Consider the following 20,621-nt stretch of genomic DNA (forward strand, 5'->3'; position numbering starts at 1 on the left):
GTATGACACAGAAAGTGGTTAATATTGGTGATATTCCGGTTGCAAACGATCTGCCGTTCGTCTTGTTCGGCGGAATGAACGTGCTGGAATCGTACGATATGGCGATGCGCGTCTGCGAACACTACGTCACGGTGACCGATAAGCTGGGCATCCCCTATGTGTTCAAAGCCTCGTTTGATAAAGCCAACCGCTCATCCATTCGCTCCTACCGCGGTCCGGGGCTGGAAGAGGGGATGAAAATTTTCCAGGCGCTGAAGCAGACCTTCGGGGTGAAGATCATCACCGACGTGCACGAAGCGGCGCAGGCGCAGCCGGTGGCCGACGTGGTTGACGTGATTCAGCTGCCGGCGTTTCTCGCTCGCCAAACCGACCTGGTCGAAGCGATGGCCAAAACCGGCGCGGTGATTAACGTGAAAAAACCGCAGTTCGTCAGCCCGGGTCAGATGGGCAACATCGTCGAAAAATTTGCGGAAGGCGGCAACGACCGGGTGATCCTGTGCGACCGCGGCAGTAATTTTGGCTATGACAACCTGGTGGTCGACATGCTCGGCTTTAACGTGATGAAGAAAGCCACCCATAACAGTCCGGTTATTTTTGACGTGACGCACTCGCTGCAGTGCCGCGATCCGTTTGGCGCCGCTTCGGGCGGCCGCCGCGATCAGGTCACCGAGCTGGCGCGTGCCGGCATGGCAATCGGCATTGCCGGCCTGTTCATTGAGGCCCATCCGGACCCGGATAACGCCCTCTGCGATGGCCCCTCCGCGCTGCCGCTGGCTAAGCTGGAGCCGTTCCTGCAGCAGATGAAAGCCATTGATGATTTAGTAAAAAGTTTTCCGGCGCTGGACACCAGTCGCTAACCGTAAAGCGCCCGCGGGCGCTTTTTTTGCAACGTCAACCAGGGAGAACGACGTGAACAAATCCGTAGGTATTGCGCTGATGGCGCTGACGCTCGGGGGCTGCGCCGGCAGCAGTCAGCCGGTGACCTTTAATACGCTCGGCGATCGCCCGTGGCAGCTGTATCAGGTAGACGGTGCCGCGGTCGCCCGCCACGGTGAGCGCCTGCCGGAGATCGCGTTCAGCGCCGATGGCCGCGTCAGCGGCGCGATGTGTAACCGCTTCTTTGGCCAGGGCGAGCTGGTGGCCGGGCGGCTGACCGTCAAACAGCTGGGGCAAACCATGATGCTCTGTCCGGAGCAGCAGCTTAACCAGTGGGATGCCCTGATCGGCGATCAGCTGGCGAAAGGCATGAGCGTTAGCCGTGACGGTCAGACCCTGACCCTGCGCGGCGAGTCGCACACGCTGGTTTACCGCCAGCAGTAAACCTGCTGCCCGCGCGTCACCCGCAGGCCGGCGCCAGCGCGGCCAGCTGGCGGGCGACGTAATCGCGGGCGAGATGAATGGCCTTTTCGCTATTAAAGGCGCTGCCGCTCAGGCTGCCGCGCAGCCACAGGCCGTCAATCATCGCCGCCAGCCCGCGCGCGGCTTCCCGCGCCTGCGCCGGTGGCATCACCCGACGAAACTGCGCGCAGATATTAGAGTAGAGGCGGCGGTCGTTGACCCGCTGCAGGCGGCGCAGCGCCGGCTGGTGCATGCTGGCAGCCCAGAAATCCAGCCAGGCGCGCATCGCGCTGGCGCTGGTTTGGCCGGGCAAAAAGTTACCGGCAATGATGGCGTTCAGCTGCGCCTGGACCTCGTCCGCCGCCGCTGCGCGGCAGGCGGCCACACCGTCGTGCAAATCGCGCAGGATTTTGCGCATGGTCGCGCTCAGTAACCCCTCCTTATCACCAAAATAGTGACTCACCAGCCCGGTGGAGATCCCCGCCTCACGGGCCACGTGCGACAGGGTCACCCCCGCCAGCCCCACATTGCCGATGCTCTCAAACGCCGCAGTAATCAACTGCGCCTTTCGCTGTTCCGGAATTTCTTTGCGCAACGTCACGCCTCCAACATTTTTTTATCAAAAAATTAACACCTTGATTGATTGGTCAATCAAGTTACTTTATGCTACCAAAATGTCAAACAAATGTAGCGAGTGTTAATGATTTGTTTTCTCGCTACCGGCAGTTGTCCATCAGTATGGAATCTAACATGACAGCGAAGCATGCTCACCCCGTCAATCCGCCGCCGGTCCGCGTTAATCTGCCGGTGTTCCTCAGTTCCGCCTCGGTTATCCTCCTGCTCGGCGTGTTGATTATCGCCTGGCCGGAGGCCAGCCAGCACTGGTTAAATCACGCTCAGCGCTGGATAGCCGACGTATTTGGCTGGTACTACATGCTGCTGATGGTGGTGTGTATGGTGTTTGTATTCTGGCTGGCGCTGTCGCGTTTTGGTCAGCTGCGGCTTGGCGAAGAGGGCGACGCGCCGGAGTTTGGTTACGCCTCCTGGGTGGCAATGCTGTTTTCCGCCGGCATCGGCATCGCGCTGGTCTACTACGGCGCGTATGAACCGCTGGACCACTTTCTGCGTCCGCCGGAGGGACAGGGAGGGACGGTGGAAGCGGCACGCCAGGCGATGGCCATCACCTTTCTGCACTGGGGGCTGCACGGCTGGGCGCTGTATGCGCTGATTGCCGCGGCGCTGGCGTGGTTTGCCTGGCGGCGCGGGCAGCCGCTGGCGCTGCGCTCGGCGCTCTATCCGCTGCTCGGCGAGCGTATCCACGGCTGGCCCGGTCACCTGGTCGACAGCTTCGGCATCCTGGTGACGGTGATCTCAATGGTCACCAACCTTGGCATCGGCGCGCTGCTGGTTAACTCCGGCCTGGATTATCTGTTCGGCATCCCGCAAAGCACCGCCGTGCTGATGGTGCTAATTGTGGTGATGATGGTCGTCGCAACCCTGGCGGCGGTCACCGGCGTCGAGAAGGGAATTGCGCTGCTCTCCAATGTGAACGTCGGCTTTCTCTGCCTGCTGCTGCTGTTTGTGTTTATTGCCGGCCCAACCCTCAACCTGGTCAATGGCCTGTTACAAAACCTCGGTGATTACCTGACCTCGCTGGTGGGGCGCAGTTTTGATGTCTATCTGTACGGTAAAGCCCAGCAGTGGCAGGGGGCGTGGACGCTGTTCTACTGGGCATGGTGGGTCGCATGGGCGCCGTTTGTCGGACTGTTTATTGCCCGCATCTCCAGGGGGCGCACGCTGCGCGAACTGATCTTTGGCGTCCTGCTGATTCCGCTTGGCTTTACGCTGGCGTGGCTGTCCATTTTTGGCAATACCGCCATCAGCCTGGTACTGGAACAGGGGCAGGCGCTGCTTGGCCAGGTGGCCCTCAGCGATCCGCCCATGGCGGTCTTCTCGCTGCTGGAACATCTGCCATGGACCACGCTCACCGCTGCGTTTACCATCGCGATCAGTTTTGTGCTGTTTCTGACGCCGGTGGACTCCGGCACGCTGATGATTGCCAACCTGTCCAGCCAGGGCGGCACCGCCAGTGATGATGCGCCGGCGTGGCTGCGTATCTTCTGGGCCGCGGTCACCACGCTGGTCTGTGCCGGTCTGCTGTACGCCGGCAGCTTCAGCGCGATGCAAACCGCGGTGGTTATCTGCGGGCTGCCGTTTTCGCTGGTGATCCTGCTGTACATGGCCAGTCTGTACAAAGATTTGCAGCAGCTCACGCCGCCGGTGCAGCCGGTCCTGAGCTGAACGCCATCGCCCCTTTTACAACGTGTGCTCTTCCGCGGGTCCTTCAGGGCCCGCTGTTGTTGACGGCGTTGCCGCCTTAAACGCACTTCGCCAGTAGCGGAAAAAGCGTACTCCAGACTCCCCGTCGTCCAGCGGGCGGCCACGCCCCCCTGGATCTGCACCAGCTGATACGTATATCATAATAAAAATTAATGTTTTTATGGATCGGCGGAGAAAAAGTCACTAGCATATTGCGCTGACGTGACAGGGGGCTCACCTTATTGGTCGCAGAGAGGCGTGGTGTTTCCCTTCCGGGGCAAACAGGGCGGTAGAGCGTAGACGTGATTTAATTATCTCAGCGACCAGGACAATATCTTATTGAGATACTGTAACGGAAGCCTGGCAGATAATAATATTATTAATGTGCTGTCTCGATGGATACGAACGTATTTTTTAATAAAAAATTCAAAGGGTGACGCTGTGTTTGACATTAATAGATGGAATGTGATGCTGTTATTGATGTTATGTGGTCCGTTTTTTTATGCGCAGGCAGCCAGTCCAACGGATGAGGCAGGGCAAGAAAACGAAGTGCTGCTAAATCGCATTGAGGTCATGAATAATGATCTTCAACATTTAAAAAAAGAGATCGCCGCCGTACGGGAAGAAAGAAATAATTTTAGTAGTCGCGCAGTGGAAAAGGTTTCTGCGTCCGTTGATGAGATCAATAAAAAAATTATCCAAAATGAATCTACCACAAGTGGCATGTCAAATTATGTCTCCTGGTGTTTAGGGTTAATTAGTTTGATTACGGCAATTCTTGGTATTGCGCTGGTTTTCTTTACCGTTGACAGATTTTTAAAAGAACGAAAAATGCTACTGGAGTTTCAGGTTCTGGCGCAAAAATTCATCAGTGAAAATAATGATCTTCTGGTCGGCGCGGTAAAGCGGTGGATGGCGGATAATGAAGATGTCTATATTGCCAGGATAGCCTCGGAAATCAACTCTGCTTATTTGAGAGCAGCATTACAGGGTGAAGAGGCGTCGTCGGACAGCAGAAAGTCGTCTCTCTCACCGGCAGCCCAAAAACAGGATGACGCCCTGGGGACGGACAGTAATGACGGCCCGGAACCTGATGAGTTGTCGGGGGCGGCAGACATGTCTACTGCAACTGACATGGCTAATCTGTCCGATATTCGCTACGGAGGCGATAAAAATCACTCAGATCAGGCCAATATGATTAGCGATATGCTTAACGTGGCGAAGGGGGCCGGAGAGGATAAAAAACGGCAGATTTATCATAAAATTATCGAACAATATCACTCCTCTGGTGAAAACGCTGTCCAGCTGAAAGTGGCCATTGCCATGTTTAATCTGGCCACGATGAGTAAGGAAAAGGATGAGGAGAGTGAGTGCTATCGTGCGCTGATTGCCCGTTTTGATAAACATCAGGATGAGAAAATTCAACTGCGCGTGGCTTGTGCTGAGTTCAACTTAGCGGTGCTCGCAAAAGGTAAGGAAAAAATCCGGCATTATCAGTCGCTTATTCAGCGTTTTAGCCACTCTCAGGACGACGCCATATTGCTTCGTGTGGCGCGCGCGATGCTCAATCTGGCTGTGGTCATCGAGTCCAGGCAAGAAGAAATCGCGCTTTATAACGCGTTGATTGCGCGCTTTGGCTCGCACCCACATGACGATATTCAATTACAGGTCGCTCGTGCCATGTTCAACCTCGCCGTTGAAACGGATGGTGATGATAAACGGCAAGCCTATGAGCAGCTGATAACCCGCTACGCAAGCTCGACAAATACCGCCATTCAACAGCAGGTTGCCCGCGCCATGTTCAATCTGGCCGTGACCTCCCGGGGTGAAGAGCAACTTCAGCGCTACCGCACGCTGATTGAGCATTTTGGATCATGGCAAGACGAAAAAATTCTCCTGCAGGTCGCGCGCACCATGTGGAACCTTGCGGTGGCGACCCGGGACCCTCAGGAAGAGACGCGGCTCTATCAGGAGTTGATTACCCGCTTTGCTACACACCCGAACAGTGATATTCAGTTGCAGGTTGCGCGAGCCATGTTCAATCTGGCCGGTGAGTCACAAGCGGTGGAAAAATCGCAGCGCTACCGCGATCTGATTGCACAGTTTGAACATCATGAGAGCGCCGCCATCCAGGAGCAGGTTGCGCGCGCCATGTTCAACCTGGCGATGATGGCCGGCGTTGAAGAGAAGGCCCGCTCCTACCGCCAACTGATTGACCGCTTTATAGCACACCCCGATGAAGCCGTTTTGGTGCAGGTTGCCCGCGCCATGTTAAACCTGGCGGCCGGGGCGCAGGGAGATGAAAAAAGAGCCGGATATCATGCCCTGATAGCGCGATTTATTACGGTGGAAAACGGCGCCATACAGCAGCAGGTGGCTCGCGCCATGTTTAATCTTGCCGTCACCGGAGGAGGTGAAGAGGAGATAGCGGGATACCAAAAATTGATCGCGCATTTTGAGTCACATCAGGATGACCATGTTTTACTGGAGGTGGCCCGCGCGATGTTCAACCTGGCCGTCATGGCGGAGGGGGAGGAGAAACGGCGAGGTTACCGCACGCTCATCGAACGCTTTGCCGGCGCGCAGAATTCGGCGATCTTGCTACGGGTCGCCCGCGCCATGCTAAATCTGGCCATCGCGACCAGTGATAAAGACGAAAAAATCGCGTTGTACCGTCAGCTGATTGACCGCTTTGCGGCACATCAAGACAGCGCTATTCAGCTGCAGGTTGCCCGCGCCATGTTTAATCTGGCCAAAGAGGCGGAAGGTGAGCAGCAAATAATGGGCTATCGTGGCCTGATTGATCGGTTTGCATCGGCAACCGATGAGGCGATTCAGCTGCAGGTTGCGCGAGCCATGTTTAACCTGGCGCTGGCGAGCGAGGGTGAGGATAAACTGCGCGGCTATCGCGAGCTGATGGTGAAATTTGACGCATATGAAAATGATGATATTCAGCTGCAAGTGGCTTGTGCAATGTTTAATTTATCTCTGGAGTCAGATGCGGATGAGTCTGCCAGACTGTGTCGCAAAATAATTAAACGCTTCAGAGGAAGTAATCAGCAGGATATATTAATGATTGTGGCTAAGGCCGAGGTGTTCCTCGCTAACGCACTGCTTACCCAAAATAAGTCAGATGAGATCAAGGGGTTGTTGCACGACTTTCATGCGTTATCCATTGTCATTGGCGGCCGCAGTGAATATAAAAAGTTAAAAGAGAGAGCGAGCTTTATTGAGCAACTCAATAATGCAAAGCCGCATGGGCTTTAAGGTCTGCATGAGTGCGTAAAACGGCACTGCGGGGCTGTTTTCAGGTGCGGATTGTGCGGGTGGATGGTTGCTGCACCGGTTACCCGATCGCTGGCCGATGCGTGCCGGCGTGTAAGTCAGCAGCCTGTGGGGGGCACCGTAAGGGCGGCATCGCGGATGCCGCCCTGCAGAACGGATAGATTAGCCGATGGTCATCAGGCTGGCGTTACCGCCGGCCGCGGCCGTATTGACGCTGATCGAACGTTCGAGCAGCAGGCGCTCAAGCAGCAGGTTTGTCTCGCCGTGGCCAAAGCCCTGCACCGACACAATCGCGCCGTCGCGGGCGGCCACGTCTTCGCACAGGGTGCGCAGGCGATCGGCATCGCCGTGGAAGATAACCGCGTCAAATGCCTCCGCCAGCGGGCTGGCGCTGCGGTCGATCGTCGCCTGAACCGCTGCCGGCAGGCGCGGATACAGCGCATCCGTCTGCGCGTCGCGCGCCCAGAGTACCCGGCTGCCCACGCTGGTGACCGCCGCCAGCTGGGTCAGCAAATCGGCCTCGCTGTCTGCCAGGCACAGTACCCGCTCACGCGGCAGCAGGGCAAAGGTATTGCGCTCGCCGGTTGGTCCCGGCAGCAGGCGGACGGTGCCGCTCTGTGCCAGCTCGCCGTAGCGTTGACACAGCGCGCGCAGCGCAGGCCGATCGCCGGCCCAGTCGCTCAGCGCCTGATGGGCCGCCAGCAGAGCGGGGCGCAGCGAGCTGTCCAGCGCATAGTCCGCGTCCTGGCGCGCCAGCGTAACGTTCAGCGCGTCATCCGGGCGGTGGGAGAGCAGGCGATAAAGATACAGCGGACCGCCGGCTTTCGGGCCGGTGCCGGAGAGGCCTTCGCCGCCGAACGGCTGTACGCCAACCACCGCGCCGACCATATTGCGGTTCACGTACAGATTACCGACCCGCGCCGCCGCGGTGACCTGCGCAATGGTTTCATCAATGCGGGTATGCACGCCCATGGTCAGCCCGTAGCCGCCGGCATTAATCGCTTCGACCAGCGCCGGCAGCTGGCTGCGGTTAAAGCGCACCACGTGCAGCACCGGGCCAAACACCTCCTTCTGCAGTTCGTCGACGCTGTTAAGTTCAATCAGGGTCGGCATCACAAAGGTGCCGCTCTCCCATTCGCGGCGATCCTGCAGCCGATCCTGTACCGCCTGATAGACGCGGTGGCCCTTGCTGCGCATCGTGTGAATATGGCGCTCAATCAGCTGCCGAGCGTCGTTATCGATAACCGGGCCGATATCCACCGCCAGGCGTCCCGGATTGCCCATGCGGTATTCGGCCATCGCGCCGCGCAGCATCTTCAGCGTATGTTCAGCCACGTCCTCCTGCACGCAGAGCAGTCGCAGCGCCGAGCAGCGCTGGCCGGCGCTGTCGAACGCTGAGGCAACGATGTCCATCACCACCTGTTCGGTCAACGCGGAAGAGTCGACGATCATCGCGTTCATGCCGCCGGTTTCGGCGATCAGCGGCGTTGGGCGGCCCTGCGGATCGAGACGATGGCTGACGCTGCGCTGCAGCAGGGTTGCGACCTCGGTAGAGCCGGTAAACATCACGCCGCGTACCCGGGCATCGCCGGTCAGCTGGGCGCCGACGGTGTCACCGCGGCCCGGCAGCAGCTGCAGCGCGCCCTGCGGTACACCCGCCTCCAGCAGGATTGCCACCGCCTGAGCGGCAATCAGCGGCGTCTGCTCCGCCGGTTTTGCCAGTACGCTGTTACCGGCAGCCAGCGCCGCCGCAACCTGACCGGTGAAGATTGCCAGCGGGAAGTTCCACGGGCTGATGCACACGACCGGTCCGAGCGGGCGATGGGTGTCGTTGTTAAAATCGTCGCGCACCTGGCCGGCATAGTAGTAGAGGAAATCGACCGCTTCGCGCACTTCAGCGATGGCGTTGGCGAAGGTTTTACCCGCCTCGCGCACCAGCAGGCCGAGCAGCTGCTGCAGCTGCGCATCCATCAGCTGTGCCGCGCGTTCGAGAATGGCCGCGCGCTCGCCGGCCGGGGTGGCAAACCAGATAGCACCGGCGTGCACCGCGGCGTCCAGCGCGCGGCTGACGTCCTGCTCGCTGGCTTCCTGCACGCTGCCGACGATGTCCTGCGCGTCGGCCGGATTGCGCACCGGTAGCGCCTCACCGTCGTCCACCTCGCCATCGATCAGCGGCTTAGCCTGCCAGCGCTGCGCTGCGCTGTTCAGCAGGGCGCTGGAAAGCGACGCCAGACGGTGTTCGTTAGCCAGATCCAGCCCGCTCGAGTTAGCGCGTTTCGCACCGTACAGATCGCCCGGCAGCGGAATTTTGGGATGCGGGAGCCCGACCGCCCCTTCCTGCCGGGCCAGCTTCTCAACGGCGCTCACCGGATCGGCCACCAGTTCATCGATTGGCAGGCTGGTATCGGCAATCCGGTTAACAAAGGAGGTGTTGGCACCGTTTTCTAACAGGCGGCGCACCAGGTAGGCCAGCAGGGTCTCGTGCGTACCGACCGGGGCGTAGATGCGGCAGGGCCGATTCAGCTTACCATCGGCCACTTTCCCGACCACCTGCTCGTACAGCGGCTCGCCCATACCGTGCAGGCACTGGAACTCATACTGCCCCGGATAGTAGTTGTTGCCGGCCAGCTGGTAGATTGCCGCCAGCGTGTGGGCGTTGTGGGTAGCGAACTGCGGATAGATAATATTGGGCACCGCCAGCAGTTTGCGCGCGCAGGCCAGATAGGAGATATCGGTGTAGACCTTGCGGGTATAAACCGGATACCCCTCCAGTCCCTCGGTCTGGGCGCGTTTAATTTCGCTATCCCAGTAGGCGCCTTTCACCAGGCGAATCATCAGCCGGCGGCGGCTGCGCTGCGCCAGCGCAATCAGCTCATCGATAACGAACGGGCAGCGCTTCTGATAAGCCTGAATCACAAAGCCGATGCCGTTCCAGCCTTCCAGCTCCGGCTCGAAGCAGAGTCTCTCCAGCAGATCGAGCGATATTTCCAGCCGATCGGCCTCTTCGGCGTCGATATTGATACCAATATCGTAGCTTTTCGCCAGCAGGGTAAGGGATTTCAGGATCGGATAGAGCTCCTCCATCACCCGCTCATACTGGGCGCGGCTGTAGCGCGGATGCAGCGCTGATAGCTTGATGGAGATCCCCGGGCCTTCATAAATTCCGCGGCCGTTAGAGGCCTTGCCGATGGCGTGAATGGCCTGTTGATAAGAGAGCAGATAGGCTTTGGCATCGCCGGCGGTCAGGGCCGCTTCACCCAGCATATCGTAGGAGTAGCGGAACCCCTTCTGTTCCATTTTGCGCGCGTTGGCCAGTGCCTCCGCGATGGTTTCACCGGTCACAAACTGCTCACCCATCAGGCGCATCGCCATATCGACACCCTTACGAATCAGCGGCTCGCCGCTTTTACCGATGATGCGATTGAGCGAACGGGAGAGGCTGGCCTCGTTGTGGGTAGCGACCAGCCGCCCGGTAAACAGCAGCCCCCAGGTGGCGGCATTAACAAATACCGACGCGCTGCGGCCAAGATGCGATTGCCAGTTGCCGTTGCTGATTTTGTCGCGGATCAGTGCGTCGCGGGTCGATTTGTCCGGGATGCGCAGCAGCGCCTCGGCGAGGCACATCAGCGCCACGCCTTCCTGCGATGAGAGGGAGAACTCCTGCAGCAGACTTTGCACCATACCGGCGCGTCCGCCTGCCCCTTTTTGGTGCCGCAGCGTATTGGCTAATTGGGTAGCCAGCTGCTGAGTGCGCTCCGCCAGCGGCGCGGGGAGGCGGGCCTGCTCCAGCAGCATCGGTACCGCATCGGTTTCCGGACGGCGCCAGGCGGCGGTAATGGTCGCGCGGGTGGCCGACTGCGGCAGCACCTGCTCGGCAAAATCGAGGAACGGCTGCGGCGCCTCATCCGGCACTCCTTCATCCCCGTCCGGCTGGGAGGAGGGCGGCGCCACCGGCAGCGATTCACCGGACTCAATCTGTGCTAAGTAGTTGAAAATAGCCTGTTTAATTAGCCAGTGTGGCGTACGATCGATGTGCTGTGCCGCCGCTTTAATCCGATCGCGCGTCGCATCATCCAGTTTCACACCCATGGTGGTGGTGCCCATTTGCAACAACTCCTTAAAACAGTGTTAACGATCTCTCTGCGCGCAATATCACTGAAGTTGCAACCAAGTGCAACCCGTCTGCGCCCGGCGCCCGCGAGTCGCGAATGAAGTTGTGATCGCCGTCTCTGTCAGAGGCGGCACGGCTTTTGCTGCAAGAGTCAGGCCAGCCCGGCGGCGGCAGTCGCAAGGGGTGGTGGGTGCAACCCGAAAAATTGTGAGTAAGTGCAACCTTTAAACATTGAGTTCGGCAAGCCGTTCACCTTTAGGTTACGGATGTGTTAAATCGTTTGTGCGCGGTAACGCTTTGCGGCAGGATACCGCGCCTCAGGGATAAGCGACGCCTTCACCGCCCCGTTCCGGCGGCATAACAACACTTCCCGGCAGGGAAATCATTCAGTGGAGAACCCGGATGACAGTCAGTACCCCCATGATGGTCACCTTCGTGATTTATATACTTGGCATGATTTTAATTGGCTTTATCGCCTGGCGATCAACAAAAAACTTTGACGACTACATCCTGGGCGGACGCAGCCTCGGCAGCGTGGTGACCGCGCTGTCGGCCGGGGCGTCAGACATGAGCGGCTGGCTGTTGATGGGCCTGCCGGGCGCCATTTTTCTCGCCGGCATCTCCGAAAGCTGGATTGCCATCGGCCTGATTATCGGCGCGTGGCTGAACTGGAAACTGGTGGCCGGCCGGCTGCGGGTGCATACCGAGCACAACAATAACGCCCTGACGCTGCCGGACTATTTCACCAGCCGGTTTGAAGACCGCAGCAAGCTGCTGCGGGTGATTTCGGCGGTGGTCATTCTGCTGTTTTTCACCATCTACTGCGCCTCCGGCGTCGTGGCGGGGGCGCGTCTGTTTGAAAGCACCTTCGGGATGAGCTACGAAACCGCGCTGTGGGCCGGGGCGGCCGCCACCATTCTCTACACCTTTGTCGGCGGCTTCCTCGCGGTGAGCTGGACCGATACCGTGCAGGCCAGCCTGATGATTTTTGCGCTGATCCTGACCCCGGTGTTCGTGATCCTTGCCGTGGGGGGCATCGATACCTCGGTCGCGGCGATTGCGGCTAAAAACAGCGAAAACCTCGATATGCTGAAGGGCCTGAATCTGGTTGCGGTGATCTCGCTGCTCGGCTGGGGACTGGGCTATTTCGGTCAGCCTCACATCCTGGCGCGCTTTATGGCCGCCGACTCACACCGCACCATTCGCGCCGCGCGTCGCATCGGCATGACCTGGATGATCCTCTGCCTTGGCGGCGCGGTGGCGGTGGGCTTCTTCGGTATCGCGTATTTTAACAATAACCCGGCGCAGGCCGGCGAGGTGTCCGAAAACGGCGAGCGGGTATTTATCGAACTGACCCGCCTGCTGTTTAACCCGTGGATTGCCGGGATCCTGCTGTCGGCGATCCTCGCGGCGGTGATGTCGACCCTGAGCTGCCAGCTGCTGGTCTGCTCCAGCGCGCTGACCGAAGATCTCTACAAGGCCTTTCTGCGCAAAAACGCCAGCCAGCGTGAGCTGGTGTGGGTCGGGCGGATCATGGTGCTGGTGGTCGCCGCGGTGGCCATCGCGCTGGCGGCCAACCCGGAAAACCGCGTCCTCGGCCTGGTCAGCTACGCGTGGGCCGGGTTTGGCGCCGCGTTTGGCCCGGTGGTACTGCTGTCGGTGCTCTGGCCACGTATGACCCGCAACGGCGCGCTGGCCGGGATGGTCGTCGGAGCCGTGACCGTGCTGGTGTGGAAACAGTACGCGTGGCTCGGCCTGTATGAAATCATTCCGGGTTTCCTGTTCGCCAGCCTCGCCATTGTGGTGGTCAGCCTGCTGGGCACCGCGCCGTCGACCGCGACGCGCGAGCGCTTCCGTCAGGCCGATGCCGAGTATCACACTCACTAACGGCATTCCCTACTCACCGGCCCGCCGTCGCGGGCCGGTAAGCGTCCGGCATCCGCCCGCGCGCGTCAAAAAAAATATCCCGCCCCCTGCTTGTATTTCTTTACGCGATAATGATAATTGCTCTCGTTCGCATTTTACGTTAATTGACATTTCTTGACCGTACTTGCCTTGCGAGGTGCCTTGCCATGTTTGTGCCTTTTTTGATTATGCTGCGTGAGGGGCTGGAAGCGGCGCTGTTGGTGAGCTTGATAGCCAGCTATCTGCAGCGCACCGGGCGCGCCCGCTGGTTTCCTGTGATGTGGGGCGGCGTGGCGGCGGCGGTGGGGCTCTGCCTTGCGCTGGGAATGGCCATCAACGCCACGACCGGCGAGTTTCCGCAAAAGCAGCAGGAGCTGTTTGAGGGCGTTGTCGCGGCGATCGCCGTGGTGATCCTCAGCGCGATGGTGCTATGGATGCGTAACGCATCGCATCATGTGAAAGCGCAGCTGGAGCAGGCGGTCGAGGCGGCGCTGACCGCGCGTCCCGGCAGCGGCTGGCCGCTGGTGCTGATGGTGTTTCTCGCTGTTGCCCGTGAAGGACTCGAATCGGTGTTCTTCCTGCTGGCCGCCTTCGGTCAGGATGTCGGCGTGGCGCCGCCGGTCGGCGCGCTGCTCGGTCTGGCCAGCGCGGTGGCGCTGGGCGGAGTGATCTACTGGGGCGGCGTGCGGATTAATCTTGCGGCGTTTTTTCGCTGGACCAGCCTGGTGATGCTGTTTGTCGCCGCCGGACTGGCCGCCAGTGCGATCCGCGCCTTCCACGAGGCCGGCTGGTGGAATCACGGGCAGGGCATCGCCTTTGACTTGAGCGGAGTTCTGACGACGCACAGCCTGACTGGCACCCTGCTGGAAGCGCTGTTGGGTTATCAGGAGGCACCGAGCGTCTCTGAGGTCGCGGCGTGGCTGCTCTATCTGCTACCGGCCCTGTGCCTGTTCTTTCTGCCCGCGCGCCGGACGGCGAGCGCCGCCGCGCGCTGATGGTTGGCCGCCGCGCCTGGCGACGGCCGTACTTTTTACCCCTTCTGACTGGGAAATAACATGAAACTCTCCTTTTTACCGTCGGCGCTGGCGGTGGCTATCTGTGCGCTAAGCGGCAGCGGCGCAGCCCGGGCCGGGACGGTTCCGCAGGTGGCCATCAGCGTTACCGACACGCAGTGCCAGCCGATGACGGTGAGCGTCCCGGCGGGCAAGACGCAGTTCATTATTCGCAACCTCAGCCAGAAGGCGCTGGAGTGGGAGATCCTGCAGGGGGTAATGGTGGTGGAGGAGCGTGAAAACATCGCCCCCGGCTTTACGCAAAAAATGACCGTGAATCTGCCCGCGGGCGCGTATCAGATGACCTGCGGCCTGCTCAGCAATCCGCGCGGAAAGCTGGTGGTTACCGCGGCGGCCGGGGCCGGGGCCGGCACACTCCCCCCGTCGGCCGCGTTGGCGCTGGCTGGACCGTTAGCCGATTACAAGCAGTGGGTGATGCAGCAGGTCAGTGAGCTGGTCACGCAAACGGCTGCCTTTACCGCCGCGGTGAAGGCCAACGACATCGCGAAAGCCAAAGCGCTGTACGCGCCTGCGCGCAGTCACTATGAGCGGATTGAGCCGATCGCTGAACTGTTTGCCGATCTCGACGGGCGCATTGATGCCCGCGAGGATGACTACGAGCAGAAAGCACAGGACCCCAGCTTCACCGGCTTTCACCGGCTGGAAAAGGCGCTGTTTGCCGATAACAGCACCGCCGGGATGGTGACGATTGCGGATCGCCTGCGGCAGGATACGCTGGCGCTGCAGCAGCGCATCGGGGCGCTGGCGTTTCCCGCCGCTAAGGTGGTGGGCGGCGCCGCGGCGCTGGTAGAGGAGATCGCGGCCAGTAAATTGAGTGGGGAAGAAGAGCGCTACAGCCGCACCGACCTGGCCGATTTCCAGGCTAACATCGACGGCGCGCAAAAGATTGTTGCGCTGTTCCGCCCGCAGCTGCTCAGGGCCGATGCGGCCCTGCTGGCAAAAATCGAGGCTAACTTCAGCCGGGTGAACGGCGTACTGGAGAAATACCGACAGGGCGACGGCTTCGCCTCCTACGATACGCTGACCGTCGCCGATCGTAATGCCATGAAAGGGCCGATCACCGCGCTGGCAGAAGATTTGGCGCTGCTACGCGGCACGCTCGGTCTGGACTGAGGCCATGAGTAAAACGCGTAATCTCGCACAGCCGGCGCGTCGCCGGCTGCTTCAGGGCCTTGGCATGCTCAGTGGTGCGGCCGCGTTCGCGGGAGGCTGTCCGCTGGCCGTAGGCAACGCGGCGATCCCGGCGGCGGCGGATCCCCGGATGCAGCAGCAGCCGTTTTACGGCATCCATCAGGCCGGCATCACCACGCCGCAGCAGGCGGCGATGATGCTGGTGGCCTTTGATGTACTGGCCACCGATAAAGCAGAGCTGATCCGCCTGTTCCGCCTGTTAACCGATCGGATTGCCTTTCTGACCCGCGGCGGAGAGGCACCGGCGGTGGCCAATCCGCAGCTGCCGCCGAAGGATTCGGGCATACTCGGCCGGCACATTGCGCCGGATAACCTGACAGTGACAGTGTCACTTGGTGCCAGCCTGTTCGACGCGCGCTACGGCCTGGCCGCGCATCAGCCGCGCCAGCTGCGACCGATGACCCGCTTCCCCAATGACGCGCTGGATGCCGCCCAGTGTCACGGCGATCTGCTGCTACAGATATGCGCTAACCATCAGGATACGGTGATCCACGCGCTGCGCGACATTATCAAACAGGCTCCGGACCTCCTCGGCGTACGCTGGCGGCGTGAGGGCTTTATTGGCGATCGCGCCGCCTGCCGTGCCGGAGGGGAAACGCCGATTAACCTGCTGGGATTTAAAGACGGTACCGCCAATCCCAACGTTGACGATACCGCGCTGATGCGGAAAATCCTGTGGGTGGGACGGGAATCGGACGAGCCGGCGTGGTGCGCCGGCGGGAGTTACCAGGCGGTGCGGATCATTCAGTTTCGCGTTGAGTTTTGGGATCGTACGCCGCTGCGCGAACAGGAACACATCTTCGGCCGGCACAAACTGAGCGGCGCCCCGCTGGGCGGGCGTCACGAGCATGAGGTACCGGATTATGTAAGCGATCCAACCGGCCAGACGATCCCGCTGGATGCGCATATCCGGCTGGCTAATCCGCGTACGCCGGAAACCCAGTCCAGTTTGATGCTGCGCCGTGGTTACAGCTATTCCGCCGGTATAACGGCCTCCGGCCAGCTGGACATGGGGCTGCTGTTTGTCTGCTACCAGCACGATCTGGAAAAGGGTTTTCTTACGGTTCAGGAGCGATTAAACGGCGAAGCGCTGGAGGAGTATATAAAACCCGTTGGCGGGGGGTACTTTTTCGCCCTTCCGGGCGTAGTGTCGTCAGCGGCTTATCTGGCTCAGGGGTTACTGGAGGCGTAGCGGCTATTTTTTGACCGGGTCGCGCGGCGCACCGACATTATCCTGGTTGCCGGACGGCCTGGTAAATTATCAGCATGATGCCGACTATGCCGGCGGGGCGGAATAAAAATAACATTTACTTTCAATGTGTTAAATTATACCGATGCCGCACAGGTACCATGACGAAAAAAATATTCTGCGATAAGGTAAAAATCGTGTTGCAAACTGGCGATAATATGTTGCACTTTACATAGCAGTACTCGTTGCAGTTTCACAACCATGACGGAGTGGGTGAATGAGAAAGTCCTTATGTGGACCCTTCGCAGTACGTCACCATCGCCTCGCTGTCTTTCGCGAGGGCGCTTCTCCCACTTCGCTGACTTTCTGCGTTTTCACGCTATCTCCAACGGCAAACCTCAGTTCCAGACCCTGTCAGCGCCGCGGGCGATTGACCTGTGCCCCGACGCCTTTGTCCACCCTGCCACGGCTCACAAGGGAGCCAATGACCTCTAAAGCGTTCACTAATCGCACCGCCATGCCGGCGGGCGGCAAATGAAACCAACTGTAAGGTGCCACTATGGGAAGACAGAAAGCAGTGATCAAAGCACGTCGTGAAGCGCGTCGCGTGCTTCGTAGCGATTCACGCAGTCACCGTCAGCGTGAAGAAGAATCGGTCACCTCGCTTGTGCAAATGAGTGGCCTGGATGCGATTGGTATGGCGCGGGACAGCCGCGACAATTCGCCAATCCACGCCAGAAACGAGGCTCAGGCGCGCTATCTTAACGCCATAGAAACAAAGCAACTGGTCTTCGCCACCGGCGAAGCGGGCTGTGGTAAAACCTGGATCAGCGCCGCGAAAGCCGCTGAAGCCCTGATTCATAAGGACGTGGAGCGGATCATCGTCACCCGTCCGGTACTGCAGGCGGATGAAGATCTCGGCTTTCTACCCGGCGACGTCGCCGAAAAATTCGCGCCGTATTTCCGGCCGGTTTACGACGTCCTGGTCAAACGGCTGGGCTCTTCGTTTATGCAATATTGCCTGCGTCCGGAGATCGGCAAAGTGGAAATTGCCCCCTTTGCCTATATGCGCGGCCGGACGTTTGAGAACGCTTTTGTCATCCTCGATGAGGCGCAAAACGTGACCGCTGCGCAGATGAAGATGTTTCTTACCCGCCTGGGTGAAAACGTTACCGTGATTGTCAACGGGGATATCACCCAATGCGATTTGCCGTCCGGAGTGCAGTCCGGCCTGAGCGACGCGCTGGCGCGTTTCAGTGAAGACGACCTGGTCGGACTGGTGCGCTTTACTCAGGACGACTGCGTGCGCTCCACCCTCTGTCAGCGCTCGCTGGCGGCCTACAGCTAACGCTCTCTCCCGGTGGCCAACGCGCCGGGGAGACGCCGAACGCCGGCCTGAACCCTGGTTCAGGCCTTTTTTATGGCGTGAGGCGGCCTGCCAGCTACCAGCCCGGCGCGCTTGCGCAGTCGCTGCCGTTATCCACACAGCCCTGGCGGCGGATCCTTTCCATACGGCTATCGCGGTGCCAATGGCCTTGTGCGTCTGTGCGGTACAGCGGCGCACCATGGGTTTGCAGCGCGGAGGGCGGGGAAGGCGCCGATGGCGCTGGGTCGACGCAGGCGGTCAGGCCGGCGATTAGCGTAAGAAAAATGGGTAAGCGGGGCATCGCATCACTCCGTTGCGGTCGTTACACCAGGGGGCACAGTCTACAGGTTTTACGTGCCCGGGCGCGCGGTATTGGCGGTCATTTTTGGGAGAGTACGGCCGCGGCGGCGGGAAGGGCGCGGCGGCCCGCTCTCCTTCCACCGGCGGCGGCCAACAAAAAAGCCTGAACGTCAGTTCAGGCTTTCTCGTGAAATAATGGCGGTGAGGGAGGGATTCGAACCCTCGATACGTTGCCGTATACACACTTTCCAGGCGTGCTCCTTCAGCCACTCGGACACCTCACCACATTGTCAGCTGCGCCAGTGAAGGCGGCAACGGGGCGCTACTATAGGGAGTCGAGCGTATGCGGTCAAGCAGTATTTTTCCCCGTGCTTTTATTCGGTTAACGTGTGAGCAAAGGCCGATCGGCAGGGCGGGGCCTGGGGGATCGCCGGGGCGGAGGACGAAATCGTGCAAAAGGAGCAGCAGCGTCACCCGCGGTGCCGCAGCGCAGAAGCCGGCCAGAATGAAAAGCGTGAGTCGGCTGGCTAAGCCTGCTGAGCGGGGGCAGGTCGAAGCGCGCGCCGCCCGTCGCCACATGCCGAAATGACCACGCTTGCGGACGGTCTGAGGGGGGGGGAATGCCCGCCATCGCACGCGCATCACGAGCCGCGCGGCCGTCACGGGGGGCGCCGCGTTAACTATTGCCTGGTGCCGTTCCTCTTCGGATACATTGCGGATTAGCGGAGCAGGAATACCGCGTATCCGCTTTGCACAACAGACCCGTCCGGGAAGAACCCGGCCCTCAGAGGAGAAAAGCCGGGTAGTTACCGGCAGAGAACGCGTTGTTCGATAGCCATGTTCCGCACGCCAGAGTCCGCCGGAAACAGCGAGGGCGATGGCTCTCAGCCGTTCAGCGCCATCGTCACCGGGGCTCCCCAGACCGGCTTCTCGCCGGGTGTCTGCCGCGAGGAGGCGCCTGCTACCGCCCGTCAACGCGCGAATTAAACCGATCGCCTGATGCAGCGACGACGGCGTCGAGCCGTTGTCGGATACGCGGCTTTCCAGCGGACGCTTCGGCCGATCGGTTCGCGTTCGCACGGACCTTGCCCTTCCGGTCGCATCGGCCTGTCAGGCCGACAGCACTGGGGGAGGGGCTCAGGCCTGAACGCCAGCGCGGGCCTCTTCGGGCAGAGGCGGTGAGAGCGGGAGCTCCGGCGCTGCCTCCCTGAGGCGTGCCCGACGGTGAGGTGAGGACCGTCAGCGCGGGAACCTTCCGCGAGGCGGGGGCGGCGTCCCTCGCAGAGTCTGCCGATAAAAAAGCCTGAACGTCGGCTCAGGCTTTTTCGTAAAGACGCTGGCGATGAGGGAGGAATGCCACCCTTCGATATCACTCAGTAAAACGCTATTAGTCAAAAGTTATGGTTGCCATCAAAAATACCACAATGATATGACGCAGTTACTGGCTCAGGCCACCTCCACGATATCTCCGCACTTTCTATTTCCTGGAGCGTATTGACGAGATGCATCTTCTTTTGCATTAGGCCCTCAACAACAAGCGCCGCTTGCAGCGTCCGGCACCGAAAGCAAAAAATGCGATTTATTCAACTACGCCCACCGGAATATCACCGGGCGTTTTTGGGAAAGTCTGACATCCCGCCTCTGCCGGCTTATCGCATTATTTCACGGCGCGTCAGTCAGGCTGATAATAACCAGAAGAATTTACTTATACGGGTAATTTTCCGCGCGGTTGCGGTGCGACAAGCCTGGCATCCGCGCGGTCCGCTGCAAGGATGCGTAGTCTGGCTCGGCGTGATGTGAATATTCCTGCGGCCGGGCCTGAGGCCGGCGAGTATAATCGACAAGATGGCGACGACAGGTAACAGTTCAGTTTTTCAAATACGCGCTGACGTCTGGCCCCGCACGGGGTGATTACCGGACAAAATCAGACCTTTCGGGTTGCTGTTGCTATTTTGTACGATTGTGATCGTGAGCAACGCTGCGCGCGGAGTGCGCGGCCCCATACCGCGGGGCCTGCGGGGTGTTCTAAGAAAATTCTTACAAATCAGTGAGATGATCGAAATACGTTAACGGAGCATCACTGTTAAGTTTTGTTACACTTTTTCATTTCCACACTATAGCTGAAGATTTCTACACTCCGGAATTGTGCTTTATCCGAAAAATGTCTTTTTCAGAAAAATGCTCAACCGTACCGTGTCGATATGCTGGTGAAGGGATCGCGCCCGCTTGTATTCCGAAGTGTTGATTCTTGTTGGATGATAAGAACCGGAATGTTGTTCTGGCCGGGGTTGCTTTTCGTCATGATGACTCACTGGCATTGACCGTTTCTATTACTCCATAGAACAGGGACAGCCATGTCTAACTCTTCCTTTCAGTCCGAAATACCCAAAGCGCGTATTAACCTCAAACTTGATTTGCACACGGGGGGCGCCAGCAAGAAAACCGAGCTCCCGCTGAAATTACTGGTAACGGGCGATTTCAGTCACGGCCAGGCGTCTGCGCCACTGTCAGAGCGCAGCAAAGTGAATCTGAATAAAAATAACT

The 20,621-nt window shown here is 59.6% G+C and carries 12 protein-coding genes and 1 tRNA gene; 10 read left to right on the forward strand and 3 right to left on the reverse strand.

Going from position 1 to position 20,621, the window contains the following annotated elements:
* Positions 1-2 precede the first annotated feature (2 nt).
* Positions 3-857 carry a 3-deoxy-8-phosphooctulonate synthase gene (gene kdsA / locus BS626_RS03970; RefSeq protein ID WP_075181074.1) on the forward strand — a complete coding sequence of 285 codons (855 nt, stop codon included), beginning with the start codon at positions 3-5 and terminating at the stop codon, positions 855-857.
* A gap of 52 nt (positions 858-909) precedes the next feature.
* On the forward strand, positions 910-1,320 hold the full coding sequence (locus tag BS626_RS03975; RefSeq protein ID WP_075181075.1) for an META domain-containing protein: 411 nt from the start codon (positions 910-912) through the stop codon (positions 1,318-1,320).
* Between the two features lie 16 nt (positions 1,321-1,336).
* Here BS626_RS03975 and betI read toward each other — a convergent pair whose 3' ends face one another.
* Positions 1,337-1,933 (reverse strand): transcriptional regulator BetI, encoded by a 597-nt coding sequence (gene betI / locus BS626_RS03980; RefSeq protein WP_075181076.1) that lies wholly within the window; start codon positions 1,931-1,933, stop codon positions 1,337-1,339.
* A gap of 155 nt (positions 1,934-2,088) precedes the next feature.
* Between betI and BS626_RS03985 the strand changes: the two genes are divergently transcribed.
* Both BS626_RS03985 and BS626_RS03990 read left to right on the forward strand, forming a co-directional pair.
* Complete coding sequence (locus tag BS626_RS03985; protein ID WP_075181077.1) at positions 2,089-3,639, forward strand: BCCT family transporter; 1,551 nt, start codon at positions 2,089-2,091, stop codon at positions 3,637-3,639.
* 459 nt (positions 3,640-4,098) lie between these two features.
* Positions 4,099-6,924 (forward strand): hypothetical protein, encoded by a 2,826-nt coding sequence (locus tag BS626_RS03990; protein ID WP_139308753.1) that lies wholly within the window; start codon positions 4,099-4,101, stop codon positions 6,922-6,924.
* A 180-nt stretch (positions 6,925-7,104) separates the two neighbouring features.
* Here the strand turns inward: BS626_RS03990 and putA are convergent, their stop codons facing one another.
* Positions 7,105-11,046 carry a trifunctional transcriptional regulator/proline dehydrogenase/L-glutamate gamma-semialdehyde dehydrogenase gene (gene putA / locus BS626_RS03995; RefSeq protein ID WP_075181079.1) on the reverse strand — a complete coding sequence of 1,314 codons (3,942 nt, stop codon included), beginning with the start codon at positions 11,044-11,046 and terminating at the stop codon, positions 7,105-7,107.
* A gap of 409 nt (positions 11,047-11,455) precedes the next feature.
* Here putA and putP point away from each other — a divergent pair, with 409 nt between their 5' ends.
* The 5 genes from putP (at position 11,456) to phoH (ending at position 17,759) form a co-directional block, all read left to right on the forward strand.
* Positions 11,456-12,940: a sodium/proline symporter PutP gene (gene putP / locus BS626_RS04000; protein WP_075181080.1), complete on the forward strand. Its 1,485-nt coding sequence runs from the start codon at positions 11,456-11,458 to the stop codon at positions 12,938-12,940.
* Between the two features lie 185 nt (positions 12,941-13,125).
* Entirely contained in the window at positions 13,126-13,953 is an 828-nt protein-coding gene (efeU, locus tag BS626_RS04005; RefSeq protein WP_075181081.1) for an iron uptake transporter permease EfeU, read from the forward strand.
* Positions 13,954-14,013: 60 nt separating this feature from the next.
* On the forward strand, positions 14,014-15,144 hold the full coding sequence (efeO, locus tag BS626_RS04010) for an iron uptake system protein EfeO (protein WP_075181082.1): 1,131 nt from the start codon (positions 14,014-14,016) through the stop codon (positions 15,142-15,144).
* Between the two features lie 4 nt (positions 15,145-15,148).
* Positions 15,149-16,414: an iron uptake transporter deferrochelatase/peroxidase subunit gene (efeB, locus tag BS626_RS04015; RefSeq protein WP_075181083.1), complete on the forward strand. Its 1,266-nt coding sequence runs from the start codon at positions 15,149-15,151 to the stop codon at positions 16,412-16,414.
* Between the two features lie 556 nt (positions 16,415-16,970).
* Positions 16,971-17,759 carry a phosphate starvation-inducible protein PhoH gene (gene phoH / locus BS626_RS04020; protein WP_075181084.1) on the forward strand — a complete coding sequence of 263 codons (789 nt, stop codon included), beginning with the start codon at positions 16,971-16,973 and terminating at the stop codon, positions 17,757-17,759.
* A gap of 514 nt (positions 17,760-18,273) precedes the next feature.
* Here the strand turns inward: phoH and BS626_RS04025 are convergent.
* Positions 18,274-18,361, reverse strand: a tRNA-Ser gene (locus BS626_RS04025).
* Between the two features lie 2,070 nt (positions 18,362-20,431).
* Here BS626_RS04025 and BS626_RS04030 point away from each other — a divergent pair.
* A partial coding sequence (locus BS626_RS04030) for a type VI secretion system contractile sheath small subunit (RefSeq protein ID WP_075181085.1) occupies positions 20,432-20,621 on the forward strand: 190 nt, incomplete at its 3' end.

The sequence above is a fragment of the Pantoea sp. 1.19 genome (assembly GCF_001922585.1).
GTDB lineage: Bacteria > Pseudomonadota > Gammaproteobacteria > Enterobacterales > Enterobacteriaceae > 1-19.

Coding starts and splice junctions, on each gene's coding strand:
- kdsA (WP_075181074.1), top strand. CDS start 3: ATGACACAGAAAGTGGTTAATATTGGTGATATTCCGGTTGCAAACGAT.
- BS626_RS03985 (WP_075181077.1), top strand. CDS start 2,089: ATGACAGCGAAGCATGCTCACCCCGTCAATCCGCCGCCGGTCCGCGTT.
- putA (WP_075181079.1), bottom strand. CDS start 11,046: ATGGGCACCACCACCATGGGTGTGAAACTGGATGATGCGACGCGCGAT.
- putP (WP_075181080.1), top strand. CDS start 11,456: ATGACAGTCAGTACCCCCATGATGGTCACCTTCGTGATTTATATACTT.
- efeU (WP_075181081.1), top strand. CDS start 13,126: ATGTTTGTGCCTTTTTTGATTATGCTGCGTGAGGGGCTGGAAGCGGCG.
- efeO (WP_075181082.1), top strand. CDS start 14,014: ATGAAACTCTCCTTTTTACCGTCGGCGCTGGCGGTGGCTATCTGTGCG.
- efeB (WP_075181083.1), top strand. CDS start 15,149: ATGAGTAAAACGCGTAATCTCGCACAGCCGGCGCGTCGCCGGCTGCTT.
- phoH (WP_075181084.1), top strand. CDS start 16,971: ATGGGAAGACAGAAAGCAGTGATCAAAGCACGTCGTGAAGCGCGTCGC.